Origin of the sequence: Natronolimnohabitans innermongolicus JCM 12255, assembly GCF_000337215.1 — an archaeon.
Taxonomy (GTDB): Archaea; Halobacteriota; Halobacteria; order Halobacteriales; family Natrialbaceae; genus Natronolimnohabitans; species Natronolimnohabitans innermongolicus.
Window position 1 is genome coordinate 1 of record NZ_AOHZ01000033.1, and the last position, 24,594, is coordinate 24,594.

General features: G+C 65.0%; 30 protein-coding genes and 1 pseudogene. 18 read left to right on the plus strand and 13 right to left on the minus strand.

The genetic code is table 11. From position 1 onward, the window contains the following. Positions 1 to 22: 22 nt before the first annotated feature. The 8 genes and pseudogenes from C493_RS22085 to C493_RS06135 all read left to right on the plus strand — a co-directional run. A pseudogene (locus C493_RS22085) lies at positions 23 to 223 on the plus strand (AI-2E family transporter); the annotation flags it as partial. A gap of 247 nt (positions 224 to 470) precedes the next feature. Further along, positions 471 to 659, plus strand: coding sequence for a hypothetical protein (locus C493_RS06105; RefSeq protein WP_007258543.1), 189 nt, complete (start codon positions 471 to 473; stop codon positions 657 to 659). Continuing rightward, on the plus strand, positions 656 to 1,471 hold the full coding sequence (locus tag C493_RS06110) for a cytochrome c oxidase subunit II (RefSeq protein WP_007258544.1): 816 nt from the start codon (positions 656 to 658) through the stop codon (positions 1,469 to 1,471). The genes C493_RS06105 and C493_RS06110 overlap by 4 nt, the downstream gene beginning before the upstream one ends. After that, positions 1,464 to 3,206 (plus strand): b(o/a)3-type cytochrome-c oxidase subunit 1, encoded by a 1,743-nt coding sequence (locus C493_RS06115; RefSeq protein WP_007258545.1) that lies wholly within the window; start codon positions 1,464 to 1,466, stop codon positions 3,204 to 3,206. The genes C493_RS06110 and C493_RS06115 overlap by 8 nt, the downstream gene beginning before the upstream one ends. Before the next feature lie 7 nt (positions 3,207 to 3,213). Next, on the plus strand, positions 3,214 to 3,405 hold the full coding sequence (locus C493_RS06120; RefSeq protein ID WP_007258546.1) for a hypothetical protein: 192 nt from the start codon (positions 3,214 to 3,216) through the stop codon (positions 3,403 to 3,405). 117 nt (positions 3,406 to 3,522) lie between these two features. After that, positions 3,523 to 4,776 (plus strand): tRNA (N(6)-L-threonylcarbamoyladenosine(37)-C(2))-methylthiotransferase, encoded by a 1,254-nt coding sequence (locus C493_RS06125; protein WP_007258547.1) that lies wholly within the window; start codon positions 3,523 to 3,525, stop codon positions 4,774 to 4,776. 43 nt (positions 4,777 to 4,819) lie between these two features. Next, entirely contained in the window at positions 4,820 to 5,080 is a 261-nt protein-coding gene (locus C493_RS06130; protein WP_007258548.1) for a hypothetical protein, read from the plus strand. Next, entirely contained in the window at positions 5,081 to 5,563 is a 483-nt protein-coding gene (locus C493_RS06135; RefSeq protein WP_007258549.1) for a hypothetical protein, read from the plus strand. 164 nt (positions 5,564 to 5,727) lie between these two features. Here C493_RS06135 and C493_RS06140 read toward each other — a convergent pair whose 3' ends face one another. After that, positions 5,728 to 6,030, minus strand: coding sequence for a hypothetical protein (locus tag C493_RS06140; protein WP_007258550.1), 303 nt, complete (start codon positions 6,028 to 6,030; stop codon positions 5,728 to 5,730). Between the two features lie 269 nt (positions 6,031 to 6,299). Further along, entirely contained in the window at positions 6,300 to 6,794 is a 495-nt protein-coding gene (locus C493_RS06145) for a redoxin domain-containing protein (RefSeq protein WP_007258551.1), read from the minus strand. A gap of 104 nt (positions 6,795 to 6,898) precedes the next feature. Here C493_RS06145 and C493_RS06150 point away from each other — a divergent pair, with 104 nt between their 5' ends. Further along, positions 6,899 to 7,135 carry a glutaredoxin family protein gene (locus C493_RS06150; protein WP_007258552.1) on the plus strand — a complete coding sequence of 79 codons (237 nt, stop codon included), beginning with the start codon at positions 6,899 to 6,901 and terminating at the stop codon, positions 7,133 to 7,135. Between the two features lie 106 nt (positions 7,136 to 7,241). Here the strand turns inward: C493_RS06150 and C493_RS06155 are convergent, their stop codons facing one another. Both C493_RS06155 and C493_RS06160 read right to left on the minus strand, forming a co-directional pair. Next, positions 7,242 to 7,646 carry a cupin domain-containing protein gene (locus tag C493_RS06155; protein ID WP_007258553.1) on the minus strand — a complete coding sequence of 135 codons (405 nt, stop codon included), beginning with the start codon at positions 7,644 to 7,646 and terminating at the stop codon, positions 7,242 to 7,244. A 218-nt stretch (positions 7,647 to 7,864) separates the two neighbouring features. Next, positions 7,865 to 8,401 carry an HIT family protein gene (locus C493_RS06160; protein ID WP_007258554.1) on the minus strand — a complete coding sequence of 179 codons (537 nt, stop codon included), beginning with the start codon at positions 8,399 to 8,401 and terminating at the stop codon, positions 7,865 to 7,867. Positions 8,402 to 8,714: 313 nt separating this feature from the next. Here C493_RS06160 and C493_RS06165 point away from each other — a divergent pair, with 313 nt between their 5' ends. Continuing rightward, positions 8,715 to 8,915 (plus strand): DUF7835 family putative zinc beta-ribbon protein, encoded by a 201-nt coding sequence (locus C493_RS06165; RefSeq protein WP_007258555.1) that lies wholly within the window; start codon positions 8,715 to 8,717, stop codon positions 8,913 to 8,915. Between the two features lie 273 nt (positions 8,916 to 9,188). On the opposite strand, the gene map is transcribed toward C493_RS06165, so the two are convergent. Together map and C493_RS06175 are read right to left on the minus strand one after the other, a co-directional pair. Beyond that, complete coding sequence (gene map / locus C493_RS06170; RefSeq protein WP_007258556.1) at positions 9,189 to 10,091, minus strand: type II methionyl aminopeptidase; 903 nt, start codon at positions 10,089 to 10,091, stop codon at positions 9,189 to 9,191. Positions 10,092 to 10,463: 372 nt separating this feature from the next. Beyond that, the gene (locus tag C493_RS06175) at positions 10,464 to 11,402 is read right to left on the minus strand and encodes an isoaspartyl peptidase/L-asparaginase (RefSeq protein ID WP_007258558.1); all 939 of its coding nucleotides are present in this window, start codon (positions 11,400 to 11,402) and stop codon (positions 10,464 to 10,466) included. Between the two features lie 91 nt (positions 11,403 to 11,493). Here C493_RS06175 and C493_RS06180 point away from each other — a divergent pair, with 91 nt between their 5' ends. The 5 genes from C493_RS06180 (at position 11,494) to C493_RS06200 (ending at position 15,170) form a co-directional block, all read left to right on the plus strand. Beyond that, a complete protein-coding gene (locus tag C493_RS06180) occupies positions 11,494 to 11,781 on the plus strand; it encodes a hypothetical protein (RefSeq protein ID WP_007258559.1) in 288 nt (95 codons plus the stop codon). A gap of 314 nt (positions 11,782 to 12,095) precedes the next feature. After that, positions 12,096 to 13,358, plus strand: a complete 1,263-nt coding sequence (gene icd / locus C493_RS06185) for an isocitrate dehydrogenase (NADP(+)) (RefSeq protein ID WP_007258560.1) — start codon at positions 12,096 to 12,098, stop codon at positions 13,356 to 13,358. A gap of 150 nt (positions 13,359 to 13,508) precedes the next feature. Next, positions 13,509 to 14,012, plus strand: a complete 504-nt coding sequence (locus tag C493_RS06190; protein ID WP_007258561.1) for a hypothetical protein — start codon at positions 13,509 to 13,511, stop codon at positions 14,010 to 14,012. A gap of 229 nt (positions 14,013 to 14,241) precedes the next feature. Next, on the plus strand, positions 14,242 to 14,769 hold the full coding sequence (locus C493_RS06195; protein ID WP_007258562.1) for a GNAT family N-acetyltransferase: 528 nt from the start codon (positions 14,242 to 14,244) through the stop codon (positions 14,767 to 14,769). Between the two features lie 56 nt (positions 14,770 to 14,825). Next, on the plus strand, positions 14,826 to 15,170 hold the full coding sequence (locus C493_RS06200; RefSeq protein ID WP_007258563.1) for a cupin domain-containing protein: 345 nt from the start codon (positions 14,826 to 14,828) through the stop codon (positions 15,168 to 15,170). Between the two features lie 33 nt (positions 15,171 to 15,203). Here the strand turns inward: C493_RS06200 and C493_RS06205 are convergent, their stop codons facing one another. Both C493_RS06205 and C493_RS06210 read right to left on the minus strand, forming a co-directional pair. Further along, positions 15,204 to 16,241, minus strand: coding sequence for a hypothetical protein (locus C493_RS06205; RefSeq protein WP_007258564.1), 1,038 nt, complete (start codon positions 16,239 to 16,241; stop codon positions 15,204 to 15,206). A gap of 94 nt (positions 16,242 to 16,335) precedes the next feature. Further along, positions 16,336 to 17,361, minus strand: coding sequence for a hypothetical protein (locus tag C493_RS06210; protein WP_007258565.1), 1,026 nt, complete (start codon positions 17,359 to 17,361; stop codon positions 16,336 to 16,338). Positions 17,362 to 17,587: 226 nt separating this feature from the next. On the opposite strand from C493_RS06210, the gene C493_RS06215 reads away from it, so the two are divergent. Further along, positions 17,588 to 18,154 (plus strand): DUF6789 family protein, encoded by a 567-nt coding sequence (locus tag C493_RS06215; protein WP_007258566.1) that lies wholly within the window; start codon positions 17,588 to 17,590, stop codon positions 18,152 to 18,154. A gap of 3 nt (positions 18,155 to 18,157) precedes the next feature. On the opposite strand, the gene C493_RS06220 is transcribed toward C493_RS06215, so the two are convergent. After that, positions 18,158 to 19,243, minus strand: coding sequence for a hypothetical protein (locus tag C493_RS06220; protein ID WP_007258567.1), 1,086 nt, complete (start codon positions 19,241 to 19,243; stop codon positions 18,158 to 18,160). A gap of 226 nt (positions 19,244 to 19,469) precedes the next feature. Between C493_RS06220 and C493_RS06225 the strand changes: the two genes are divergently transcribed. Next, positions 19,470 to 19,979, plus strand: coding sequence for an FxLYD domain-containing protein (locus tag C493_RS06225; protein ID WP_007258568.1), 510 nt, complete (start codon positions 19,470 to 19,472; stop codon positions 19,977 to 19,979). A 36-nt stretch (positions 19,980 to 20,015) separates the two neighbouring features. Here C493_RS06225 and C493_RS06230 read toward each other — a convergent pair whose 3' ends face one another. Beyond that, positions 20,016 to 20,573, minus strand: a complete 558-nt coding sequence (locus tag C493_RS06230) for a cupredoxin domain-containing protein (RefSeq protein ID WP_152421105.1) — start codon at positions 20,571 to 20,573, stop codon at positions 20,016 to 20,018. Positions 20,574 to 20,727: 154 nt separating this feature from the next. Here C493_RS06230 and C493_RS06235 point away from each other — a divergent pair, with 154 nt between their 5' ends. Continuing rightward, positions 20,728 to 21,306 (plus strand): HPP family protein, encoded by a 579-nt coding sequence (locus C493_RS06235; RefSeq protein WP_007258570.1) that lies wholly within the window; start codon positions 20,728 to 20,730, stop codon positions 21,304 to 21,306. A gap of 26 nt (positions 21,307 to 21,332) precedes the next feature. Here C493_RS06235 and C493_RS06240 read toward each other — a convergent pair whose 3' ends face one another. The 3 genes from C493_RS06240 to C493_RS06250 form a co-directional block, all read right to left on the minus strand. Beyond that, the gene (locus C493_RS06240) at positions 21,333 to 21,698 is read right to left on the minus strand and encodes a hypothetical protein (protein ID WP_007258571.1); all 366 of its coding nucleotides are present in this window, start codon (positions 21,696 to 21,698) and stop codon (positions 21,333 to 21,335) included. Positions 21,699 to 21,863: 165 nt separating this feature from the next. Beyond that, positions 21,864 to 22,703 (minus strand): PspA/IM30 family protein, encoded by an 840-nt coding sequence (locus C493_RS06245; protein WP_007258572.1) that lies wholly within the window; start codon positions 22,701 to 22,703, stop codon positions 21,864 to 21,866. A 137-nt stretch (positions 22,704 to 22,840) separates the two neighbouring features. Beyond that, complete coding sequence (locus C493_RS06250; RefSeq protein ID WP_007258573.1) at positions 22,841 to 24,478, minus strand: M23 family metallopeptidase; 1,638 nt, start codon at positions 24,476 to 24,478, stop codon at positions 22,841 to 22,843. Positions 24,479 to 24,594: the final 116 nt, after the last annotated feature.

Here is a 24,594-nt window from a genome sequence, read left to right on the forward strand (position 1 = left end):
GAGATGTGTATAAGAGACAGACCTGCGACCGATCGTCGTCGACCAGTTCGCCGAGATCAGCCCCGCGGTCATCATTCTCGGCGTGCTCGGCGGCATCTACGCGTTCGGCATCATGGGGCTGTTCTTCGGCCCCGTCGTCCTCGGCGCGTTGCTCGCGGTGGTCGACGTCATCGACGACAACTACGACCGACTGTCGAACGAGCAGGGGACGACCGATAGCTGAACGGCCACAGCGGTTACAATCGAACCGTCGAATCGTCGCTGCGTTCCGAACACAGGGGACGGGCGGCGTTCGATACGCTACTCGAAGAGGATCAGTTCCAAGCGTGGGTAACCGATCGATACGCTCGCACGGCCTTCCGTAACGATCGGCTATTCGCTTGGCGCGAGCGCGTATTTCTAACGTAATTGCTGACTGTAGTGGTTCCCTATGAATGTTTTATCCGGGTAGTCGTTGTCGAGACGGAGGTATGCCAGACGGGAACACACACGAGTTATCGGCGCCGGATCGGACGATCGAACACGACGAGTACGATCCATTGGGGACGGTCGCGTTGATCTTGCTGTATTTCGTGATCCTCGTGTTAATGTGGGTGTTCACGTACTTTATCGAGTTCCTCGGCAACGATCCGACGCCGATGGTGCTGGTGATGGCATGAAGATCCACACGTACGAGAAGCTCTGGTTAGTGGCGGCGATGGTGTTGATCGTCGGCTTCATCGCGACGATCACGTACGGCTCGGTCGCGCTTGGCATCACGATGGTCGGCGATCAGGAAGACACCATCGAGCCAGGCGAACTCGGCGAGGACGAGCGCTTCGACGACCCACGAGTCGAACAGGTCGGTGAGAACGAGTACGAAGCGTACGTCATTGCCCAGACGTTCATCTTCCAGCCCGATCCTATCGAAGTTCCCGAAAACAGCGAAGTCACGTTCTACGTGACCGCTCGAGACGTGATACACAGCTTCAGCGTCGTCGGGACGAACACCAACACGATGGCGATTCCCGGCGAGATTTCGACGATGACCGTCGAATTCGACGAGCCTGACGAGTACGGCATCGTCTGCAACGAGTACTGCGGCTCCGGCCACCACAACATGGAAGGCGAGCTCCACGTGCTTCCCGAAGACGAGTTCGATCTCACCGAACTCTCCGTCGAAGCCGACGACGAGGTCGCACTCGAGGACGACGACGAGGTTACCCTCGAGATCGCCGTCGAAAACGGCCAACTCGAAGACCTCGAGACGACGATCGAGGCCGAGATCGGCGACGAGACGGTCACGGAGGACGTTACGGTCGAGGGTGACAGCACGTACGAGACGACGATCAGCGTCGACGCCGCCGACCTCGGCGAGGGCGACCACGACTGGTCGGTCACCGTCGACGACTACGAGGAAAGCGGCACCGTGACCGTCGTCGACCAGCTCGAAGACGAAACCGAGGACGACGGAGGGGACGACGATGAGTAACACGTTCGTCGACGCGTTTCCGAAGCAGGCGCGACTGATTCGGCAGGCGTTTCTGACGTCGTTCGTCGCGCTCGGCGTCGGCGCGCTCTTCGGTCTCATCCAGGCGCTTCACCGGACAGATATCTTCAGACCGATCGAGTCGACGACCTACTACACCGTCCTTACCGGTCACGGCGTCTTTCTCGTGATTTCGTTTACGATCTTCTTCCTCGTCGGCGTTTACCAGTGGGCGGTCACGGAGAGCCTCGAGCGCGAACCCGTCGACATGCGTTTTACCTGGGGCTGGTACGGGTTGATGGTGCTCGGAACGCTACTCGCCGCGTTCGCGATTCTTGCTGGCTTCACCGACGCGATCGACGTGAGCGCGGACGTGCTCTTTACGTTCTACGCGCCGCTGCAAGGGCATCCGCTCTTTTACATCGGTCTCGTGGTGTTCGTCGTCGGCACCTGGCTCGCCGGCGCCGACTGGTTCCGAACCTGGTGGGCCTGGAAAGGGGACAACCCGGGCAAGCGCATCCCGCTGCCGACGTTCATGGTACTGACGACGATGATCATGTGGTATATCTCCTCGATCGGCGTCGCCGTGGCGATTCTGGCGTTTATCCTTCCGTGGTCGATCGGCCTCGTCGAATCGATCAATCCGACGCTGACCCGGACGCTGTTCTGGTACTTCGGTCACCCGGTCGTCTACTTCTGGCTGCTGCCGGCGTACCTGCTGTGGTACATCCTGTTGCCGAAACTCTCCGGCGGTCGGCTGTTCAGCGATCCGCTCGCGCGCGTCGTGTTCATCCTCTTTATCCTGCTGTCGACGCCGGTGGGGATCCACCACCAGTACTTGGACCCTGGCATCGCCGAAGGGTTCAAATTCATCGCGATGACGAACACGATGTTCCTGTTGCTGCCGAGCCTGCTGACGGCGTTTACCGTCGTCGCCAGCATGGAACACGGCGCCCGCCAGCGCGGCGGTGAGGGCTACTTCGGCTGGCTGAAGTCCTTGCCGTGGCGCGAGCCGGCGTTCACCGGAATGGCGCTTGCGGGCCTAGTCTTCGCGTTCGGCGGCTTCACCGGCATCGTCAACGCCGGGATGAACATCAACTACCTCGTCCACAACTCCCTGTGGGTGCCCGGCCACATCCACACGCAGGTCGGGACCGCCGTCGCGCTGACGTTCATGGCCGGCTCCTACTGGCTCGTACCCCAGTTGACCGGGAACCGACTCGTCGGACGAAGCGTCGCGCTGTTCCAGGTCCTCCTCTGGTTCGTCGGAATCATCTTCATGACGAACTCGATGTACCGCGGCGGGCTGATCGGGATGCCGCGGCGGACTGCCGAACCGCAGTACGACGGCTTCGACTTCGAGGTCGCCGCCGGATCGGTGGGCGAACTGAACGCCCAGCTCGCCCTCGGTGGCGTGCTCCTGTTCCTCTCGACGATGCTGTTCCTTGCGCTGATGCTCTTGACGCTGTTCAACCACGACAGCGAACCGATCGACGAACGGTCGATCCCCAGACCGCTATCCGGCCCCGAGGACTCGCCACCGGTCCTCGACAACCTGAAGCTGTGGGTCGCCATCGCGGCCGTGTTGGTCGTGCTAGCGTACTCGATCCCCCTCGCCAGCATCGTTAGCAGGGGCGGCCTCTTCGGACCGGACGTCAGCCCGTTCCCCGTCTTCATCGAGTCGATCGGCGACGCCCGATTCGTCCTCGAGTCGATCCTGGCCGGGATCACTCGGTGATCGATGAATGCGGCTCACCTTCCCTCGTCTCCTCCTTCTGGTCGCGCTGCTGATCGTGATCCTCGTCGAACTCCGGACGGTCCTCGCGTTCTTCGAGATCGAACTCCCGTTCGCCGCGACGATCGCGATCGGAATCGTCGGGATCGTCGCGCTCCTCCTGTGGGCGTTCCTCTCGAACGACGCCCCGTCGGAGCGCTGACGCCCCCTTCCCCCGCAGCGACTCGTAGCGGGAACGCGACGGACTGGCACGTCCCGGCTGGTACGCCGGGGATTCGTCGCGCTTTTGAGCCGCGAGCCCCGATGGGCGAACACGCGAATGGCCCGGTACCACATCGAAACCTACGGCTGTACGTCCAACCGCGGGGAGAGCCGCGAAATCGAGCGGCGGCTCCGCGACGCGGGCCACCACCGGGTCGACGGCCCCGACGAGGCCGACGTCGCCATCCTGAATACCTGTACCGTCGTCGAGAAGACCGAGCGCAACATGTTACGTCGCGCCGAGGAGTTATCGGAGGCGACCGCGGACCTGTACGTCACGGGCTGTATGGCCCTCGCACAGGGCGAGGAGTTCGCGCGAGCCGACGTCGACGGGCAGGTGCTTCACTGGGACGAAGTCCCCGAGGCCGTCACCAACGGCGAGTGTCCGACGACGACCCCCGACGCCGACCCGATTCTGGACGGCGTCGTCGGCATCCTCCCCATCGCGCGGGGCTGCATGTCCGACTGCTCGTACTGCATCACGAAACACGCGACGGGCAAAATCGACTCGCCCCCCATCGAGGAAAACGTCGAGAAAGCCCGCGCGCTGATTCACGCCGGCGCGAAAGAGATCCGTATCACCGGCCAGGACACCGGCGTCTACGGCTGGGACGAGGGCGAACGGAAGCTCCATCGCTTGCTCGCTGAAATCTGCGAGCTCGAGGGCGACTTCCGCGTCCGCGTCGGGATGGCCAACCCGAAAGGCGTCCACGGCATCCGCGAGGAACTGGCCGACGTCTTCGCGGCGTACGACGAACTCTACGACTTCCTGCACGCGCCCGTCCAGTCCGGGAGCGACGACGTGCTCGGCGACATGCGCCGCCAGCACCAGGTGAGCGAGTACCTCGAGGTCATCGACGCCTTCGACGACGCGCTCGAGTACTGGACGCTCTCGACGGATTTCATCGTCGGCTTCCCCACCGAGACGGACCGCGATCACGACCAGTCCATGGCCTTGCTCCGCGAGACCCGCCCCGAGAAGGTCAACGTCACCCGGTTCTCGAAGCGTCCCGGAACGGACGCCGCCGACATGAAGGGACTGGGCGGCACGATCAAGAAGGAACGCTCGAAGGAGATGAGCGCGGCCAAGCGCGAGATCGTCGGCGAGGCCTACGAGGCGATGGTCGGCGAGCGTCGCGATGACTGCCTCGTCGTCGAGGACGGGACGGCGGACTCGGTGAAGTGTCGTGACTCCGCGTACCGCCAGCTCATCGTGCAAAACGCGAGCGAGCACGGCTTAGAGCCCGGCGACTTCGTCGATCTCGAGGTGACGGCCCACGAGACGATGTACGCCTTCGGCGAGCCGGTCTAGACTCGAGCGAATCATTATACCGCTCGAGCCATCACGTACGGGTATGGCAGCAGAGGTTTCTGAACGCGTTCGAGAAATCGCGCGGCATCGCGACCTCGACGAATCCGAGATTATCCAGCAAGCGGTCGAACAGGGTCTCGAGGACCTCTGGCGTGACGTCGTCGTCGATCGATATCTCGCCGGCGAGATCGAGCGGGAAGCGGCGCTCGAGGAGCTCGGGTCGGAACGCCTTCGCGAAATCGAACGAGCGAAAGCCGCCGTCGAGTCGGACATCGAGTGGGGTCTCGGAACCGGGTCGTCGTGAATGCCGACGGCAGTCGTTACCGACACCGGACCGATCATCCATCTCGCCGAGGCCGATGCGCTCTCGCTGCTCTCCGTGTTCGACGAAATTCACATCCCGGACGCCGTGCTCGGGGAACTCGAAGCTGGAACAGTACCGACCGGAGTAGACGACCTCGACGCGGAAATACGCGAGGTCACCAGCACCGAGGACCCGTACCCGGATCTCGATCCCGGCGAAACGGCGGCGCTTCGCCTCGCAGAGCGGACGGAAACGATCCTCTTAACTGACGACCTCGACGCACGAACAGTCGCCGCCGATCGGGGAGTCGAAGTCCACGGCTCGATCGGTGTCGTGCTGTACGCGTACTCGAACGACCGCCTTGATAGCGACGACGCGAAAACGCTCCTGCAAGCGCTACACAGAGACACGACGCTCTACCTCGCGAAGCCGCTGTTGAATCACGCAATTCGGCTCGTCGAGCAGGACGAATCGGGCTGGTGAGTCGGAGCGCGGTCTCGAGGTGACGGCCCACGAGACGATGTACGCCTTCGGCGAGCCGGTCTGAGCCGGCGACTCGCCGGACCGACTCGGGATGCGATAGTAGTCAGTGAAAGTCAATGCACACCTGATCGACAGACAGCGTTGCGATCAGTGTGTAAGTCGTTTCACGGACTACTATAGTCGAATCGGTTCGAAATCGTGAGCAAGTAGCTCACGATAACGATGCTGATGAGCGGACCGAAGAGTTGGCCCGCAGCGAGATCGAGGATCACCCCGAGGCTGTAGACGACGATCGCGATCGCGAACGCCCAGAACTGCAATTTCAGGAGGCCGACGAGAACGACGGCCTCGAGCGCAGCCAGTCCGAGGAGTATCGCACCGAGCACCCCGTAGCCTTCGCCGATCAATGCAAACGAGGAGAACAGGCTCAACAGCATGCCGAGGAAACCGAGGCCGACGATTATCAACAGGCCTAGTGGAACACCATCGTTCGGACTCGAACGGGAAGACGTGCCGTTTACCGACCACGAACTGGGCAGTCGCGAAGAGGGAGGGCGCGACATTGTGGCATCCCAATCATGACAATCACTAATACCCTTCGGTGAATAGATAATAACACGGCGGCCTTCGTTCGACACCCGAAAGAACCCCGTCGATCAGTTCCATCTCGACTATCCCAGGGGAAACCGTTTACACACCGCTCACACGACGGCCGTGCGAGCGGGCGTCCGGACGGTCAACTGGTCCCGACGGGAAGCGACGCGACCGCATCTTCGATCTCCTCGCGGGGTAACGGCGAGATCCAGTCGTCGGCGACGAACGCGAACTGCACCTCGCGGTCGGCGTCGACGACGAACGCTGACCGCCACGGCGTCGAGACGTTCGCCATGTGATCGCGGTCGGCCAGCAGGTCGAGCGACTCGCTGATCTCGCCGTCGACGTCCGCGAAAAAGCGAAACGCGGGCTCGGCGAGCCAGCGCAGGAACTCGTTTTGCGCGTAGGGGCCGTCGCGGCTGACGCCCAGGACGGCCACGTCCTCGAACTCGCCCCAGCCGGCGCGAACGAAGCGTTTCCACCAGTTCTGTGCGATCGCGCTGAACGCGAAGCCGGTACAGATGAGGACGCCGCCGCGGTCGCCGAGCGCCTCGGAAAGCGGCGTCGAACGAAAGGTCTCCCCGTCACACAACAGCGCCTCGAACGCCGGAAGGACGTCGCCGTCGGTCGGTGGCATACCTCGACTGGTCCGGCGAACCCCAAAAACCTCCGTGCCGCGGCAGTCGATGTCACGGCACGCGTACACGCATCCTTTTGTCGATCCGGGCCGAACGGGGCCGTATGGTCACGCTCTACCAGCTCGAGGGCTGTCCGTACTGCGAACTCATCGCGGATCGCCTCGACGAACTCGAGATCGAGTACGAAAGCGTCTGGGTCGAAGGACTGCACTCGAAGCGCGACGAGGTCAAGCGGATCTCCGGCCAGCGACAGGTGCCCGTCGTCGTCGACGACGAGTACGGCGTCACGATGGCCGAATCGGAGCGAATCCTCGACTACGTCGATTCGACGTACGCCTGAGACGGGCTCCCGTCCTGTGGCCCGCCGGAACCGAAACCCGGCGAAGCGCGGCCACAAGGAGCTGACGGGCGGGAGGCCGTCTGAACCTACGCGCCGGGGACGGCAGTCACTCGTCGTCGATCTCGTGTGGATCGAGTCCGGGATCGTCGACGGCCGGCGCGCCGATCGCGAGCACGACGCCCTCCTCGTCGCCGACGTTTCGGTGGCCGTGTCCGACTTCGGGCTTTGCGATCCAGAACGTTCCGGGGCCGGCGTCGACGAACTCTTCCTCACCTGAACGGCCGAGCTTCAGCGAGAACTCGCCCTCGAGGACGTAGTAGAGCTCTTCTTGCTCGGCGTGGGCGTGGTACTGGATCTCCTCGCCGGGCTCGAAGTACCAGAGCTTGAGCTGGACGTCGTCGGTGCCGAGGGCCTCGTCTAGCGCCTTGATTTGGAGATCCGGCGGCACCTCGTCGACGTCGGAGAGGTCGGTCGTCGGGACGTCGTCGGTGTGTACGACTTCGTACTCCATGTCAGCATACCCCACGTTGTGGAGTGGCAAAAGCGTCCGGACGCCCCGCGGCGTTTGCTGGTTTCGGGCACCGACGCGAGTCGGCGCTCGAGTCGACGGAACGGACGCCGTCGCTCGCGGCCGAGCGAGGGTGTCTCATACGGTTTACTGTACGTCATCTCCGGCGCACCCGCGACCCGGGCGGCGGTTTCGCCGGTCCATCGGTACCGCAACCCGTATCAGTCGAAGACGACCGCGCCGTCGTCCGAAGCGGTCGCACCGTCCTGCTCGGCGAAGGCCTCGCGGACGCGCTCGTAGGTGTCTGCGAGCGCTTCGACGATCACCGAGGTGTCGCTCAGGACCGGCATGAAGTTGGTGTCGCCCTCCCAGCGCGGGACGACGTGGGTGTGGAGGTGGTCGTCGATGGAGCCGCCGGCGCCGTCGCCGAGGTTGAGCCCGGCGTTGAAGCCGTCGGGTTCGAGGGCTTTCTCGAGGGCGTCGAAGGTGCGCTGTTTCAGTCGGGCGTGCTCGAGCAGTTGCTCGTCGGTGAGGTCGGTGTAGTCTCCGGTGTGAGCGTGGGGAATCACCATCGCGTGGCCGGGATTGTACGGGTAGTTGTTGAGCATGACGAAGGCACGCTCGGTTCGGGCGAGGATCAGGTTGTCCACGTCGTCGTCCAGGTCGGGCAGTTCACAGAAGACGCAGTCGTCGATTTCGGGGGTTCCCTCGTCGCGTTTGATCCACTCGATGCGCCACGGTGCGAATACCTGTTCCATGGAAGACAGCAACCGGGGCGAGCCTTAGTAGTGACTGATACGCTGTGGCAGTCTGTCGCGCGGCCGTTCAGTGATCCGACGAGCACGAGTTCCGGAAACTGTGCTAGCACTGCCATTTCGTTTGAGTTCTCGACAACGATCGGAGTCAACTGGAGAGATGTCGATTCTGATGAAGTCACTCGAGGCCCGTCAAAGTGGCGTATAAACAGGGTAACGGCGTTATCGACGCATGTCTCTCGTTCTGTTACGATTTTCGACTCGGCACTCGAAATGAAACAGAGGTTTAAGCACATACTACCGAAAGGACTCGGTAATGGCAACGACAGACGACTCCGTTAACGGGATGACCGAGCACTGTGACGACTGCGAACTGGATACCCTCCACGAGGTCTCCGTTCAGATCCGAACCGAGAGCCTCAAGAAGGAAAACGCGCAGTTCTCGCGCGAGCCCTACCGCGTGGCCGAGTGCCAGCGGTGTGGCAATCGGACGAGTCAGCGGATGAACAACGCTTGAGACGGATTGCTGTACCGATTTACCACTCGACCGCAGAACAGCTCGCGTCGGGCCGGAACTGACCGACAGTAATCCGTACGAAACGGGTTCCGATCCGTCTGAATCGGCGTTCGACAACTCCAACGACCGCGCTACGATCGCCCTCGTTGCCGGTCTTCCCGCTCTACCCCCCTCGTTCTGTCCTCGCTTCAAATCGCCGTGTCCCTACCAGTCGCCTCTCGACTGTTGGAATAACCGACGAGAAGAGAAACTCGAGAACGGCGCAGCGTACGGCTACTCGGCTGCTGTCGTCACTTCGCAGCCGTCCTCGGTGACGATTATCGTGTGTTCTTTCTGGCTGACGAGACAGCCGTCGTCCTCTTTCAGGACCGGGTAGCCGTGGAGAATGTTGTTACGCTTCAGTCGGCGAACGGCCATCTCGGCGCGGTCGGTCTCGAGCCAGCGCGTCGCAAAGGGCAGCGTGCGAAACTCCTCAGTGATCTGTTCTAGGGCTTCACGGGCCTGTCGGTTGCGAACGGAGCCCTCGCGCTCGAGGGCAAAAATCTCCTCGCTGGCACCCTCGGTGACCTTGCCGCCGCCGTCGGTCGCGAACGGCTCGATGGCGACCACGTCGCCGACCTCGAGGGTCGTCCCCTGCGAGACGGCGCGGTTGGGGATGTTCGGGCTGGTGTGTTGCTCCCAGTGGCCCAGGCCGTGACCGGTGAGGTTGACGACGGGGTTGTAGCCGTAGCCGTCGATGACGTCCTCGATCTCGGCGCCGATGTCGCCCGTGTCGACGCCGGGTTCGATAACGTCGAGGGCGGCCTCCAGAGCCTGTTCGGATGCTTCGGCGAGTTCGGGGTTCCCGGAGAGGTCGACGGTGATCGCCGTGTCGGCGAGCCAGCCATCGACGTGGACACCGATGTCCAGGTTGATCATCTCCTCGCCGAAGGTCGTCTCGTCGTCGATCGACGGCGTCGCGTGGGCGGCCTCCTCGTCGACGGAGATGTTGACGGGGAAGGCTGGCTTGCCGCCGAGTTCGCGGATGCGATCCTCGGCGTACTCGGCGATTTCGAGGTGGCTCGCGCCGACCTCGACGCGCTCGGCGGTCTCCTCGCGCACCTGCGCGAGAATTCGCCCCGCTTCGCGGTGCTTCTCGTACTTCTCGGCTTCAAGGTCCACCTCGGATTCGGCCATGCACCGGGGTTGTACCGGTCGACAAAAAGAGGTTCCGTCTCGACTCGAGGTCGCGGTCGATCCCGCCGGTACGAGGTACGGACCGGGACCGGCGGACCGTCCGCCCGCGACGCCGATCAGCGCTCGCCGTCGGTCCACGTACACTCCGCGCAGGTGGCGACGCCCTGCACGTTCGACAGCGTCGTCTCGCAGTGCGGACAGCGTCGCGGCGCGTAGTAGGGAGTTTCCAGCATCACTCTCGACGACGGCTACGACGATAATAAATATACCTGACGTCAATCGTCGAAATTCGGAGGCGAATTCAGTGACTGCGGTGCGGACTCGAGTCGGGACCCCCATCGCTCTCGAGCGGAAATCGCGGCGAACGGGACCTCAGGGTCGCCGCGTTGCCCGCGCGGTCTGCATCGCGGCGCTGTTGTACGCCGACCCGAGGGTTCCACGCGCGTCGATAGCGATGACGCCGGCGGTCGATCCCGTGAGTTCGGCGAACTCCTCGACGGCGAGTTCGGCGGCCTCGTCGGCGCTTCGACCCCGCTCGACGTGACGAGCGACCCGCCTCGAGAGGGTCGCGCGGGCGATGTCCTCGCCGGCGCCGGTCGCGCTGACCGCGGCCGAGGGACAGCAGTAGAAGCCGGATCCGACCTGCGGGACGTCCCCAACGCGGCCGGCGAGAGCGAGCCACCGGCCGCCGGTCGAGGTCGCCGCGGCCAGCGACTCGCCGTCGAAAGCGACGGCGCCGACAGTGTCGTGGTCGCGATCCGTGGGTGGCTCCGTCGCCGCCGATTCGGCGTCGGCGCCGTCGCTCTCGCGACCGCCGGGATCCGTCCGCCCGTAGCGCTCGCGGATCCACTCGAGTTGGGCCGCCGAATCGTCCGCGGGCGGCACGTCCTCGAGGTCGCCCCAGCGCTCGCGCGTTCGGTCCGACCAGAGGTCGACGCCGGTCTCGACGCCGAAGGCCTCGGCCAGTGAGACGGCGTGATCGCCGGAGACGAACCCGTGGGGCGTTTCCTCCATGACGCGTCGGGCGACGCTGACGGCGTGTTCGACGCCCGGCATCGAACACGCGGCGCCGACGGCTCGCTCGTCGGTCATGATGCCCGCGTCGGTGCGAATTTCACCGTCGCTCTGGACCGCGCTCCCGACGCCGGCGTTGAACCGCGGCTCCGACTCGAGAACGCGAACCGCCGTCTCGACGGCGTCGACCGGCGCGGACCGTGTCGCGCCGTCCTGGGCCGCTCGCTCGAGGACTGCCCGTCTCGGTTCCGGTTCGTCCGGCTCGCTCCCGGCGCCGCCGTGGACGAGTACCTGCATACGACCGTCATCGGCGCGATTACGGGAAATAGTTCGGTTTCGAGGGCAGGATCCACCACACTTACGACACCGGCCTGTGTAGGCACGACGGATGACGCCAGTCGCCTTTCTCGTCGGCTTCTGTGCGGCGATGGCCGCCATCGCGATCGGGCGACTGGTGATCGACGAGAACCGAACCCGGATCGACGTCGGCGCCGCGCTGACGATCATCGGGCTCACGTTCGTGAGCGCGTCGTGGGCGACGCTCGATGCGTCAATGCTGTCGACGATCGGGAGACTGTCGCTGGCGCTCGTCGGCCTCGGAATCTGTGCCGTTGGCGTGATCGTTCTCGCCCGGTTCTGGAACGACCCGTCGCGTCGGCCGTCGCCCCGGGACTGAGCGTCTCGAGGCCGAATATACACCCCGACCGACGGCCCGGTCGACGGCGTCTCGGGGTCGCCGGCGGTATCCCGCGACGGTGTACCGCGTTTTCCATCGCGAGCGTGCAAATTCCGTCGCAGTTTTGCGACGACAAGACATTTATATAACGTTCGTTCACGAGAATCCGAGATCGGATTCGGCAGTCTCGAGGGTGGAGGCCCGCTTCGATACCGTATTTCAGTCGTTGAGTCGTCGGCGAGAGACAGACGTTAGCCCGTGGCCGACGGAAATGGTAGACCTTTTACCCCCAGTGACAGCACCGTCTAGACGAGATGAGTTACGACAAGATCGAGGTCCCCGAGGACGGGGAAAAGATCACGCTGAAAGAAGGTACCGACGACGAGCTCGAGGTACCTGACAACCCGATTATCCCGATCATCTACGGCGACGGCGTCGGAAGCGACGTCGGTCCGGCCGCCCAGAAGGTTCTGGAGGCCGCCGCGGAGGAGACCGGCCGCGAGATCAACTGGATGCGCGTCTACGCCGGCGAGTCCGCCCGCGAGAAGTACGACGAGAACCTTCCCGACGAGACCGTCGAGGCAATCAAGGAACACCGCGTCGCGATCAAGGGCCCGCTGACGACGCCCGTCGGCGCCGGCTTCCGCTCGCTGAACGTCGGCCTGCGCAAGCTGCTCGACCTCTACGCGAACGTTCGACCGACCTACCACCTCGACGGCGTCCCGTCGCCGGTCAAAAACCCCGGCGAGATGGACATGGTCACCTTCCGTGAGAACACGGAAGACGTCTACGCCGGCATCGAGTGGGAGGCCGGCACCGACGAAGTCCAGCAGGTCAAGGAGTTCGTCGAAGACGAGATGGGCGCCGACGACGTCATCCACGACGGCCCCGTCGGCATCGGCGTCAAGCCGATCACGGAGTTCGGAACGAAGCGACTCGTCCGCGAGGCCATCGACTACGCCCTCGAGAACGACCGCGACTCCGTTACCCTCGTCCACAAGGGTAACATCATGAAGTTCACCGAGGGTCAGTTCCGCGACTGGGGCTACGAGGTCGCAGAAGAGGAGTACGGTGACGAGGTCATCACCGAGGACACCCTCTGGGAGGAGCGAGACGGCGAAGCGCCGGAGGACGCCGTCGTCGTCAACGACCGCATCGCGGACAACATGCTCCAGCAGATTCTGACCCGCACCGACGAGTACGACGTCGTCGCGACGATGAACCTCAACGGGGACTACATGTCCGACGCCTGTGGTGCTCAGATCGGTGGTCTCGGCATCGCCCCCGGTGGCAACTTCGGCGAGGGCCGCATGCTCGCCGAGCCCGTCCACGGCTCCGCGCCCAAGTACGAAGGCCAGGACAAGGTCAACCCGACCGCCATGATCCTCTCGGGCCGCATGATGCTCGAGTACATGGGCTGGAACGACGCCGCGGACCTCGTGCGCGACGCTGTCGAGGAGACCATCTCCTCGGGCAAGGTCACGTACGACTTAGAGCGCCAGCTCGACGACGCCGAGAAGCTCGCCACCAGCGAGTTCGCCGAGGAAGTCGTCTCGAACATTCAGGACCTCGCGTAACGCGGCGCTCGCAGCGCACGGTTGCGATATCGCATTTTTGTGCGGTTTCGAAGCGAACGCCGAGACACACGTCTGCGTGTCGCGGAACCGGCCGGGAACGGAACGGACGGAATCAGTAGCTTTTCGGCGCACAATCGCCGCGTTCCGTCCATGGACGCACCACTCGACCCCGAATCTCTTCGCGAGCGAGACGCCGTCGCCGTCGACACCGAGACCCGTACCGTCACGCAGGCCGAGTTCGAGACCGCACGCGACCTCGAGAGCCGCCTGACGCTCGGTGTCGTCACCGAAGCCGGCGAACTCCTGTTCGTCGCGGCGGGCGCCCGCGGCTGGACGCTCCCGGCCGTCCCCGTCGATCCCGACGCGGAGTGGACTGGCGTCGCCCGGCGCGCCCTCGAGTCGCTGACCGGCCGCAGACTCCAAGTCGCCGAGCCGATCCGTCTCCGCCGAGTCGAGTTTCGCCAGGAGGACAGTCCGAACCGGAGCCACACGACCTACGACGTTCTCGCCCGGACCAAACCGGTCCCCGGTCGCCCGGTCGCGGACGAGCCGACCATCGACGGCGAGGACGTGGAAGATCTCGTTTGGCTTACAGACGCACCCGAAGACGCTTCGGACGGGCTCGCGGCCGACGTTCGAGCAGTCCTCGAGTGATACGGACTACTGTCGGTCAGTGCCCCCGATCGCGGGACGGCTCGCGGTCGGGCCGATAACTCGGTACAGCAGACCAGTGAGCGGCCGTCTCAGGTCCGCGGTGCGCTCGAGCGAATCGGCTCGAGTCGAAGGCAGCCTCGAACCGACACGTTCAGCGAATCCCGGTTCGAGAGCGAGCGGGGTCGGCGAAGCACAACGATTTCACGAGCGCATCGCCTACCGACCCGGCATGCACGATCTCGAGGTTCGCGTCGCCGACACCGACGGCGCTCGCGAGGACGCCTTCGCCGTTCGACGGGACGTCTTCGTCGTCGAACAGGGCGTCGACGAGACGATCGAGTACGACGACCACGACGCAACGGCGACTCACTTCGTCGCCTACGACACCGACAGCGACGCCGACGGCGACAACACCGACGGCGACAGCATCGACGACGATCCCGCTGCAGACGGCGACGGCTCCGCCGACGAAACCGGCAACGAGCCGATCGGCGCCGCACGCCTTCGGGAGTACGAGCCGGGCGTCGGCAAGGTCGAACGCGTCGCCGTCCTCGAGTCGTCCCGGGAGACCGGCGTCGGCCGTGCAGTGATGGAAGCGGTCGAGGACGAGGCGCGAGCGCAGGGCTTCGAGTCGCTGAAACTCCACTCGCAGACCCGCGCCGCCGGATTCTATCGCAGTCTTGGCTACGAGAAACGCGGCGAGGAGTTCGAGGAGGCCGGGATCCCCCACGTCGAGATGCGAAAGTCGTTTCGCTGACCGGGGCGCTTTCCGCTTTCCCCACCGATTTGGCGGTCGTGACCGATGGATCGCGTATGGGCTACGATACCGCGTCCAAGACCGATCCGGAGTCAGTCGTTCCAGCGGAGTACGGCGGCATGTGGTTCCTCAAGGACGAACTCGAGAGCGACCACCTCGGCTTCTCGATCCTCGAACTCGAGCCCGGTGCGAAGGGGAAAGAACACGACGAGACACACACCGATCAGGAGGAGATCTACTACGTGGTCAGCGGGACCGCGGAGGTCGAACTCACCGACCGGGACGAGACGGTCACGCTCGAGGCGGACGAACTGATCCGACTCGATTCGGCCGAATCCCGCCAGATCTTCAACCGCGGCGACGACCGCGCGAAGCTGGTGTTGGCCGGCGCACCGCTGTAGACGCCGGTTCGCCACCGCGCCGGAAGCGGCGGCTTACTCCCAGTCGATTTCCTCGCCGCGACTCGACTCGCGCAGGATGAAGGGACCGATAGCGAGCGTCCGCTTGGCCATCGTCGCGATCCGCAGGATGAACGCGATCAACAGCAGGAAGGGAGTGACGGCGATGGTCGCCGCCACCGCGACGATCCAGACGATGGCGTCGATTCCGAGGACGGTCCCCGAGACCGCGTCGGCGTCGAAAAACAGCAGCATCGACATCGCGACGACCAGCGCGGGGACGGCGACGTACATCATCGCCCGCGAGAGGTTGATCAGCTCCCACTGGAAGTACAGCGTCTTGAAGTGCTCGCGAGCCAGCCCGAACAGCTTCAGCGACTCGAGCAGTTCGTCGTAGGCCTCGCGGGCCTCGTCGGTGAAGGAGTCGGCGTGGGCGTTCTTGATCCGGCGAGCGCGGAATATCTTCCAGGAGTAGTTGTAATCGAGGGCGGCCTTGACGACGTCGTAGGTGCCGAACTGCGCGTCGTTCAGGTCGTCGCGGATCGAGTTGGCGTGGGTCGTGAGGTTGTCGACGAAGTCGTCGACGCGCTCGATCAGTTCGTCGTCCTGACTCTCCGAAACGGCCTTGCGGAAGTCGCTGGCCCGGTCCTCGGAGGCCGCGATAATCGCCTGCACGAACGACGCGGGCTCGGGCGGACTGATCGGCGCGTCGATCGAGCCCTCGATGTTCTCGCGGAACTCGAGCGATCCCTCGAGGCGCTCGCGCTGGTCGTCGACGGCGCCCAGTTCCTGGGAGAGCACCAGCGAGTTGATCGTCACGACGAGGGTAACGCCGGTGATGAGGGCGGTCACGAGCGCCTGAAAGAGCGTGTGGACGGGCTCTTTCTGCCCCATCAGGGCTCGCAGCGAGACCGGACTGAGCTCGGCGAGCACGAGCAGGCCGACGAAAACGAACGCCATGAGTCCCGCCGTCACGATCCAGCGGTTGGCGTTCAGCAGCAACTGGTGTTTCCAGGTCGGTGACTCGCTGCGCTGGGCCATCGTATCGCCCGGTTGTGAGCCGTCGCCGCTCATCGCTCGTGGGGTTCCACGGCGGGTCGGAAATAGCTGCGCCAGGTTCGCAGCGAGCGGCGCCGCGTTCGGCCCGACGGCTCCGTCGGCCGGTCGATCACCCCAGGTCCTGATCCCGCTCGGACTCGCGAAGGATGAACGGCCCCATCGCCAGCGTCCGCTTGGCGACGGTCGCGATCCGAAGGATGTAGGTGATGAAGACGACGAACGGCGAGATGCCCACGACGAAGCCGGCGCTGGTGATCCAGACCAGCTTGTCGATCCCGAGCGTCGACCCCAGCAAGGTGTTCCCGTCGACGTACATGATCATGATCCCCATCACGGTCAGCGCCGGCACAGAGATGTACAGCAACGCCCGCGAGAGGGTGATCAACTCCCACTGGAAGTACAGCGTCTTGAAGTGCTCGCGGGCGGGACCGAAGAACTTCAGCGTCTTGATGATGTGGTCGAGCTTCTCCGCCGCCGCTTCGGAAAGCGACTCCCGGTGATCCGCACGGATCTTGCGCGCGTCGTAGATCTTCCGCGAGTAGTTAAATCGCAAGGCGTTCCAGATGAGCTCGAACGTGCCGAACTGGGCGTTCTCGAGGTCGTCTTTGACCTGGTGAGCGTTTCCGGAGAGCTCCTCGACGTAGTCGCCGATCGTCGCTTTGAGCTCCTCGTCGCGCTCGTCTTCTATCGCCGACTCGAGCTCCCGGCCGCGCTCTTCGATGCCGTCGACGAGTTCCCAGAGGAACGGCCCGGGTTCGGGCGGGCTCGCGTCCTCGTCGATCGTGCCTTCGACGTCCTGACGGAAGTCGATCGAGTCCTGCATCCGCGCGCGCTGGTCGCCGACCGCACCGAGTTCCTGGGAGAGCACGAGCTGGTTGATCGTGACGACGATCGACACTCCCGTAATGATCGCCCCGATAAACGACGAGAAGAGAAACTCGAGGCCGTCCTGGTTCTCGGCGATGATCCGCAACGGCGTCAACTCGAGCGCGCTCGCGAGAACCAGCACGACGTACACGACCAGCAGAATACCGCCGGTAAGCACCCAGCGGTTCACCCGCAACAGCAGCCACAGTCGGACGCCGCCGAGGGGATCGCCACCACCGAAGCCGTCGTCCGAGTTCGCCTCGCTCATTGCCGTCGGGTGTTGATGGCGCCCCGCTGCAAAAGACCACAGCCGGAAAGCGATGGTTCCGATCGACGCGCTCGAACGCAGCCGTGCAGCGACCGCCGAATCGGGAGGCCCACTCGAGTAACGAGAGATGGCCTCGGTAAGCAAAATTTACACCGGGCTGTAATCGGACGTAACCCGTGAACGGACGCCGTCTCTTTACCGACGGCGGCCGGTACGACCGCGTGCAATGAGCGTCCAAGTCGATAGCCCGATCACGTTCGGCATCGGCGGTAGCTTCAACTGGCTCGTCGGCGGCGCGGTCGGCGGGGCCGTCGGTTCGTTGCTGTTCGGCCTCGTCCTGTGGCTCGCCGACCCGGCCATCATCACCGAGGCCGTCCCCGCGATCTACGGCCTCGAGCCGGTCGGGACGGCCGGCTGGCTGTTCCACCTCGGCCACGGGCTCGTCCTCGGCGCGGTGTTCGGATACCTCGTCACTCGGAGCCCGGTGTTCGGGACGCTGATGGCCGACGTCGAGACGGACTTCATCGCGGCGATGGGGCCCGGTACTCGACTGGTCCTCGCGGGGTTCGTCTACGGGCTGGCCGTCTGGGCGATTCTGCCGGTGATCGTCCTGACGCTCTGGACCGCCGTCGGTCCCGGCGAGGCCGCGTTCCCCGGTCTGGCCTTCGAGAGCCTCGTCGGCCACCTGCTCTACGGCCTGTTGCTCGGCGCGCTGTTCGCGCTGGTCGCTCAACTCGAGAGAGACGTCGAGCAGGCCGAAGCGCCGTTCGAGGAAGCGGGCGAGTCGCGGTGACGGTCAGTCCGCTTCGGTGGCGGTTCCCCCGGGACTCTCCGATTCGGCGGCGTCGGTCACGTCGAACGGTCCGGCTTCGGGATCTTTCTGCGGAAGCATCGGACCGACGGAGGCGGTTCGGCGAGTGACCGTGGCGGTTCGGAGAATAAACGCCGCCAGCAGGGCGAGCGGGGAGATGACGATGGCGATGAGCGCGCTGACGACGTACGGCAGAAACGCGGCGCTGACCGTCGGACCGGCGAGATCCGCGTAGACGAATCCGAGCGTCATCGCGGCCAGGATCGCCGGCACGCCACAGTAGATCGTCAACTGCGAGAAGCGCGTGAGTTCCTTCTGGAGGTAGGTCGTTTTGAAGTGCTCGCGTGTCGTATCGAACAGCTCCAGCGTGGTGATCAACGCCTCGAGTTCGGACGCCGCCTCGTCGGACATCGACTCCTCGTATCGGCCGCGGATGTTTCTGGCGAGGTACAGCTGCCAGGCCGAGTTGTACCCGATCGCGGCCGAGACCGCCTGAAACGTCCCGAATTTCGTTTGCTCGAGCGTGTCGTCGATTCTGTCGGCGCTCTCCTCGACGATCTCGGTGTACTCGACGACCAGTTTCCGCACGTCGTCGTCGTCGTGGGTCTGGATCGCGTCGGCGAGACCGCTCGCGTGTGCGCGTGCCGATTCGACGAGCAGTTCGAGCACCCGTGACGGTGCGCCCGGACTCGCCGGAACGCCGGCCGTGTCGGCGACGTTTCGCCTGAATTCCATGACCCCCTCGAGTTGCTCGCGGGCGTCGCCGGCGGAGGCGAACTCCTGGGAGAGGATCAGCTGGTTGATCGAGACGACGAGCGTCACGAGCGAGAACGTGCCGGCGATCATCCCGCCGGCCAGGCGCGTGATCGAGTCGTCGTTGACGACGGCGATAAATCCGACCTCGTTCAACAGGAGAAAGAACAGAAAGACGCCGACGGAGATGAGCGTCGCGACGAACAGTCGGTCTCCGTCGACCAGGATCCACTCGTGAACGCGAGTGAACGAACTGGTCCGCCTCCCGATGTCGGTTCCGTAGGACTCGAGCGACTCGTCTCCCTCAGAAGACCCCATACGCCACGGTCACCGGAGGTGACAATAAGCGCCTGCGTTGCACATACTGATACTGCCCTCGAAACCGTACCGTCCCGTCTCCAGAACGGTTCGGACGGTCGAGCCGGGTGCGCGCTGCCCGTTCAGGGCCCACACTCAAATGGATCCGCGCTGTCGACTTTCATATGCGACGTGACGGAACGGCCCCTCCAGCAGACCGCTCGAGCCGACGGCGGGGGAGACGGCGATGACGAACGAGCCTCGAACACGCAGCCGCCGGTCCGTGCTCGCAACGCTCGGTATTGGCTCGACGGGAGCCCTCGCCGGCTGTCTCGGCGACGGTGGCCCGGGGATCGTCGGCGACCCCGAGTACGAAACCGGCGCCGTCGACGACGCCGACGGCGAGGAGCGCGACCCCGAGGAGATGACCGCGGCGGAATCGCTCGCCGAGCAAGAGATCGACGAGGGCGTCACCGATCTCGGGGCACTCTCCCTCGAGACCCACGAGTTCGTCCTCGAGGATGACTACCGCGGTTCGACCGTCCAGGGCGTCGTCGAGCACACCGGATCGGATCGGATCGACACCGTCGAGATCCGCGTTCGCGTCTACAACGACGACGGCGATCACCTCGGTCGCTACCTCGATAGCACCGGCGATCTGGACGGTGGCCAGCGCTGGGAGTTCGAAGTGATCCTCCTCGAGGCGCCGGACGACATCGCCGAGTACGACGTGACGGTTCTCGGAACGCCGACCTAATACGCGCGGATCGTCCCGAAAGCAGTCGTAAGCACGCTACTCGTGGACTTCCTCGAGGACGTCTCGAACCCGTTCGTTCCGTCGCTCGATCGCCTCGGCCGCGGCCGCCGGGTACGAGTCGGACGGCGGCTCGAGTCCGGGTTCTTCGTCAGGTTCCGGCCAGCCGACGACGATGCTACCGACCGCGCCGTCGGCCTCGTGTGGTCGACAGACGTAGTCGAAGACGCCCTCCTCGTCGAAGACGCGGTCGAACGACTCACCGTCGGTGAGATCGGCGCTCTCCCAGGGCTCCGTCCCGTCGGGAATTCGCCGTTGATCGCCGTGTGTCGACGGGTGGTAGGCGGCGACAGCGTGTTCGCGTTTGCCCCCATCCGCGACCCACTCGACGGTCCCCCCGTCGACGAGGTGGGCGACGGCCGGGTCGGCGTGCTCGTCGTCGCGTCCGCTCGAGAACGTCACCTCGACGTACGGCTTCGGATCGCCCAGATCCGGATCGCCCGCGCCGACTTCGCCCCGCAGACAGCCGGCGACGCCGCTCACGAGGGTCACGCCGGAGAGCTTCAACAGACGCCGTCGTGTCGATCGTCCGCTCACGGCCACCGTTCGGCCGTCGAAGCGAAAAAGAACGCGGTCACTACGACCGCTCGAGCGCCTCCTTCGGTGCACTGTCGTTCTTCTATCGCCTGCCGCCGCCGAAATCAGTGGGAGAGCGAGCGTTTTTGAGGGGCGATATCGTCGTCACGAGCACGTGCCAGACGCCGACCTCGAGGTGGACGTCGACGAGCCGAACACCGACTTCTCCCTTAAAGACGAATACAGCGCGACGGTCAACGTCTTCTTGCACTTCGTGGTGCTCGGCGCCATCACGCTCGTCACCGGCCAGCCGTTTCTCTTCCCGAGTCTTGGCCCGTCGGCGTACCTGATGGCGACCGGCGAACAGCCTCGAGCGGAGGGTGGCTACCACGTCATCGGCGGCCACGCGGTCGCCGTCGTCTGCGGGATGATCGCGTACGTCCTCGTCGGCAACGAGGTCAGCGCCTACGTCGTTTTCGACCGGCCCGACATCGCGTTCTCGTGGGAGCTCGTCTACCTGATGGCGAGCGCGACGCTCGCGATGATGCTGACGACGACCGCGATGCTCCTGACGAAGACGAACCACGCGGCGGCGTGTGCGACGACGCTGATCATCGCACTCGGATTGATGGGCGGCGTCGCGGACGCGGTCATCATCGTCGTGGCCGTCGCTATCCTCTGGTACCTCCACGACCGGGTCATCTCGACGCTCGCCGAGTGGTTCGGATTCAAACCGCGGAACGCCCGCGAGTAGCCCTCGACGCGCGTCGCGTCGACTCGCTACGCTGTCTCGTGATCGGCGTCGGCATCGCCGTCGAGCAGCTCGTCGTCGGCGGCGTCGACGACCGCGTCCGCGTCGACCGCCAGCGCGTAGGCGGGCCGTCCCTTCCCCGTCGGCGACGCGCTGTCGGTCTCGATTTCCTCGAGAAGCCCCTCGTCCTCGAGGCGGTACAGCGAGCGCATCACGTCGGCTTCGGTGAGCGTGCCGACGACGCTCGTTTCGACGCGCTCGAGTCTGTCGGTACAGCGGTGGCGAAGCTCGTGAGTCTGTATCGGCGTCTCCTCGGTTCGGTGGCAGTCGACGACGGCGAGCAAGACGACCTGCTCGGTCGGCGTGAGTGTCTCGACGGCTGGAGTCGGAGCCATACCACGATTACGTGGTCAACGGTGGTAGGTGTTGTTCCGGAACACGCCACGCGAAAATACGCCGGTCGCTCGTGGTGGGTCGGCTCGATTGTCGTCTCCGGCCTCGAGGGCGCGGTGGGCGCACACGAACGCCACCGATCCTCGAGGTCGAGGGCGGCTACAGCCCTAGTTGTTCTCTTCGTCCTGCAGTTCCGCGAGTTCGGACTCGATCTCGCTGTCCTCGACCTCGGCCTCCATCTCCTCGATGTCGCCCTCGTCGACCTCCCCCTCGACGTCGACGTCGTCGGACGGCTCGGGTTCGGCATCGCCGCGACCCATGTCCGATTTGAGCGTCTCGAGTTCGGCTTCGACGCCGCTGTCGGCCGAGAGCTGCTCGAGTTCGCGGTCGATGTTGTCCTTGTCGGAGAGCACGTCGTCGAAGGCGCCGGACTCGTGTAGCTCGTCCAGGGCAGCCGAGCGGGCCTCCATGTCTTCGGTCTTCTCCTCGGCGCGTTCGATGGCGCGGCCGACGTCCTCGAACTCCTCGCCGGTGGCGGTCATCGCCTCGGAGACGGTTGTACTCGCCTCGGCGGCCTCGTAGCGGGCTTTCATCGTCTCCTTTTTCGTGCGGAACTCCTCGATGCGGTTCTGGAGCTCGTTTTTCTTCTCGATGAGCTGGTCCTGCTGGTTTTGCAGATCCGAGATCTGGCGTTCCAGATCCTCGATCTGGCTCATCTTCGTCTTCTTTTTCTCCAGGGCGCGCCGAGCCAGGTCCTCGCGGTCCTGCTGGACGGCGGTTCGGGCCTGCTCGTTGTGCTTCTCGACGTTGTCCTCGAGGCGGCGCTTTTGCATCTCGAGGCGCTTTTTCTGCGTGGTGAGGTCGGCGATGCCGCGTTTGACCTCCTGGAGCTGGTCGCGCATTTGCTCGTAGGAGTAATCCAACGTCTCCGTCGGATCCTCGGCGCGGTTGAGCACCGAGTTGAGCTTCGACCGGATGATGTAGGAGGTCCGAGAGAGGATGCCCATACTCGTACGTATCGCTCGTTGCCCTTAAAAACATCACATCATCGACAGACGCTGCCGAAATCGGCGCGTCGCGCGGTGATCGCGGCGATCCGTTTCGGAAATCGGACGACGGCTTCGGTGGCCGTGAACCGCGGGAGCTACGACCGGACCGATCGATCGCTCGCCGAACCGGCTTCCGGTTCCGGACCCCGGTCGAACGCGCGCCGGAGCGCGTACCGATCGTACTCGCCGAACAGGACGTACGCCGCGACGCCGAGACCCACGAGCACTACCGGCGAACGAGCGGCGGGAACCGTCGCCCAGAGCGCGGCCACCAGTCCGATCCCGAGCGGCGCTCCCGGCCATCCCGGTCGCGAGACGCGGTCGGGACCACCGACGACGAACCGCCAGCCGAAGCCGACGCCGGCGGCAGCCGCGAGGACGAGCGCCACCGCGAGCGGCGCCACTGGGACGCCCGCGATTCCGGTGGCGACGGTCGCGAGTACCGCGAGGACGCCGGCGACCACGCCGCCGAGCGCCAGTCGCTCGAGCGTCGCGAGGGCTCGAGGTCGGGGGGAGGCCCTCGCGCTCTTACGGGACCGTGCTGGTCCGGCTCCGTCGGCCGCTCGAGTCGGTGACTCCGCGGCCGCGCGAGCGGGCTGTTCGGCGGTCGTGACGCGCTGGCCGGCGGTGATCGCGGTCGGTCCGCCGTCGTCGACCGTCCGCTCGCGTTCGTCGCCGCCGGCCCCGTCGTCGGTAGTTTCGGTCGCCGGCGTCGTCGCGTCCTCGCTGGCTCGCTCTCCGTCCAGCCACGGCGACTCGACCTCGACGTTCGCAAACCGGAGCGGAATCCCGGCCGCCAGCCCGAACACCGGGTGATCCTGCACCTGAAAGTGGAGGTGGGGCTCCGAGGAGTTACCGGTGTGACCACAGCGGCCGACCCGCTGGCCGCGCTCGACGCGCTCGCCCGGCTCGACGGCGACGCTTCCCGGAACGAGGTGTGCGAGACAGCTGTACTCGTCTGGCGCGTGCTGGATCGTCACGTAGTTGCCGGGGATGTCGCGTTTCAGCGGGTGGGCGAAGCCGCCGCCGCGGGACGGCTCGAGGTCGGTGTCGAGGACGTCGACGACGACCCCGTCGGCCGGCGCGAGGACGGGTTCGTCGTAGCAGTAGTAGTCCTCGACGGCCGGGCCAGTGTCCACCGGCCGCGTTCGGCCGTCGTCGTCCGTGATGACGAAGTCGTAGGCGTAGCGTTGAGTCAGCGGGAGCCACGAGTGGGAGTACTCCTTCTCGAGGCTCCCGTTGACGACGGTCCAGGTACCGTCGACCGGCAGGCGGTAGTCGATCGGTCGGTCGTCGGTCGGGTCGGGGACCGACCCGCGGTGACGGACGGACGCGACGCCCGAGCCGAGAAGCTGGAGTCCGTCCTGTGCGAGCACGAGCGGGTTCAGGAACGTAAGCGGGATCGAGAGATACGCGACGGCCCACTCGCGCCAGTCGCCCATGTGAATCCAGTCGGTGGGCTCGGTCTCTTCGTCGGCCCCGCGCTTCAGTGCGAGGTCGACGAGCGGTTCCAGAAAGATCCAGAAGAACAGGAAGAAAAACAGCCCGAACAGCTGCATGAACGCCAGCGAGTCGACGAGGTGGCCCGGCACGGCGAGCAGGCCGAGCCAGCCGTACTTCACCGGATCGAGCTCCCGGAGCCGGCGGCGGACGCGCGCCGCGACGCTCTCCTCGGATCGCGATTCGGTATCGTCGATCGCGTTGGTCGCCGCGGACTCGTCGGCGCCGCTCATGGCCACTCGCCGCCCGCTCTGCGGCTCTGGCGGCGACTCGGGAGTCGTCGAATTCGTTCGCTGGCGCGTGACGGCTCGATCATATCGGATCGAACGGCGGGTGTAGATGTAATCGT

Bases quoted from the DNA above. Each gene is read 5' to 3' on its own strand.
- C493_RS06105 (WP_007258543.1), top strand. From the start codon at position 471: ATGCCAGACGGGAACACACACGAGTTATCGGCGCCGGATCGGACGATC.
- C493_RS06110 (WP_007258544.1), top strand. From the start codon at position 656: ATGAAGATCCACACGTACGAGAAGCTCTGGTTAGTGGCGGCGATGGTG.
- C493_RS06115 (WP_007258545.1), top strand. From the start codon at position 1,464: ATGAGTAACACGTTCGTCGACGCGTTTCCGAAGCAGGCGCGACTGATT.
- C493_RS06120 (WP_007258546.1), top strand. From the start codon at position 3,214: ATGCGGCTCACCTTCCCTCGTCTCCTCCTTCTGGTCGCGCTGCTGATC.
- C493_RS06125 (WP_007258547.1), top strand. From the start codon at position 3,523: ATGGCCCGGTACCACATCGAAACCTACGGCTGTACGTCCAACCGCGGG.
- C493_RS06130 (WP_007258548.1), top strand. From the start codon at position 4,820: ATGGCAGCAGAGGTTTCTGAACGCGTTCGAGAAATCGCGCGGCATCGC.
- C493_RS06135 (WP_007258549.1), top strand. From the start codon at position 5,081: ATGCCGACGGCAGTCGTTACCGACACCGGACCGATCATCCATCTCGCC.
- C493_RS06145 (WP_007258551.1), bottom strand. From the start codon at position 6,794: ATGCCACCGACCGACGGCGACGTCCTTCCGGCGTTCGAGGCGCTGTTG.
- C493_RS06150 (WP_007258552.1), top strand. From the start codon at position 6,899: ATGGTCACGCTCTACCAGCTCGAGGGCTGTCCGTACTGCGAACTCATC.
- C493_RS06155 (WP_007258553.1), bottom strand. From the start codon at position 7,646: ATGGAGTACGAAGTCGTACACACCGACGACGTCCCGACGACCGACCTC.
- C493_RS06160 (WP_007258554.1), bottom strand. From the start codon at position 8,401: ATGGAACAGGTATTCGCACCGTGGCGCATCGAGTGGATCAAACGCGAC.
- C493_RS06165 (WP_007258555.1), top strand. From the start codon at position 8,715: ATGGCAACGACAGACGACTCCGTTAACGGGATGACCGAGCACTGTGAC.
- map (WP_007258556.1), bottom strand. From the start codon at position 10,091: ATGGCCGAATCCGAGGTGGACCTTGAAGCCGAGAAGTACGAGAAGCAC.
- C493_RS06175 (WP_007258558.1), bottom strand. From the start codon at position 11,402: ATGCAGGTACTCGTCCACGGCGGCGCCGGGAGCGAGCCGGACGAACCG.
- C493_RS06180 (WP_007258559.1), top strand. From the start codon at position 11,494: ATGACGCCAGTCGCCTTTCTCGTCGGCTTCTGTGCGGCGATGGCCGCC.
- icd (WP_007258560.1), top strand. From the start codon at position 12,096: ATGAGTTACGACAAGATCGAGGTCCCCGAGGACGGGGAAAAGATCACG.
- C493_RS06190 (WP_007258561.1), top strand. From the start codon at position 13,509: ATGGACGCACCACTCGACCCCGAATCTCTTCGCGAGCGAGACGCCGTC.
- C493_RS06195 (WP_007258562.1), top strand. From the start codon at position 14,242: ATGCACGATCTCGAGGTTCGCGTCGCCGACACCGACGGCGCTCGCGAG.
- C493_RS06200 (WP_007258563.1), top strand. From the start codon at position 14,826: ATGGGCTACGATACCGCGTCCAAGACCGATCCGGAGTCAGTCGTTCCA.
- C493_RS06205 (WP_007258564.1), bottom strand. From the start codon at position 16,241: ATGAGCGGCGACGGCTCACAACCGGGCGATACGATGGCCCAGCGCAGC.
- C493_RS06210 (WP_007258565.1), bottom strand. From the start codon at position 17,361: ATGAGCGAGGCGAACTCGGACGACGGCTTCGGTGGTGGCGATCCCCTC.
- C493_RS06215 (WP_007258566.1), top strand. From the start codon at position 17,588: ATGAGCGTCCAAGTCGATAGCCCGATCACGTTCGGCATCGGCGGTAGC.
- C493_RS06220 (WP_007258567.1), bottom strand. From the start codon at position 19,243: ATGGGGTCTTCTGAGGGAGACGAGTCGCTCGAGTCCTACGGAACCGAC.
- C493_RS06225 (WP_007258568.1), top strand. From the start codon at position 19,470: ATGACGAACGAGCCTCGAACACGCAGCCGCCGGTCCGTGCTCGCAACG.
- C493_RS06240 (WP_007258571.1), bottom strand. From the start codon at position 21,698: ATGGCTCCGACTCCAGCCGTCGAGACACTCACGCCGACCGAGCAGGTC.
- C493_RS06245 (WP_007258572.1), bottom strand. From the start codon at position 22,703: ATGGGCATCCTCTCTCGGACCTCCTACATCATCCGGTCGAAGCTCAAC.
- C493_RS06250 (WP_007258573.1), bottom strand. From the start codon at position 24,478: ATGAGCGGCGCCGACGAGTCCGCGGCGACCAACGCGATCGACGATACC.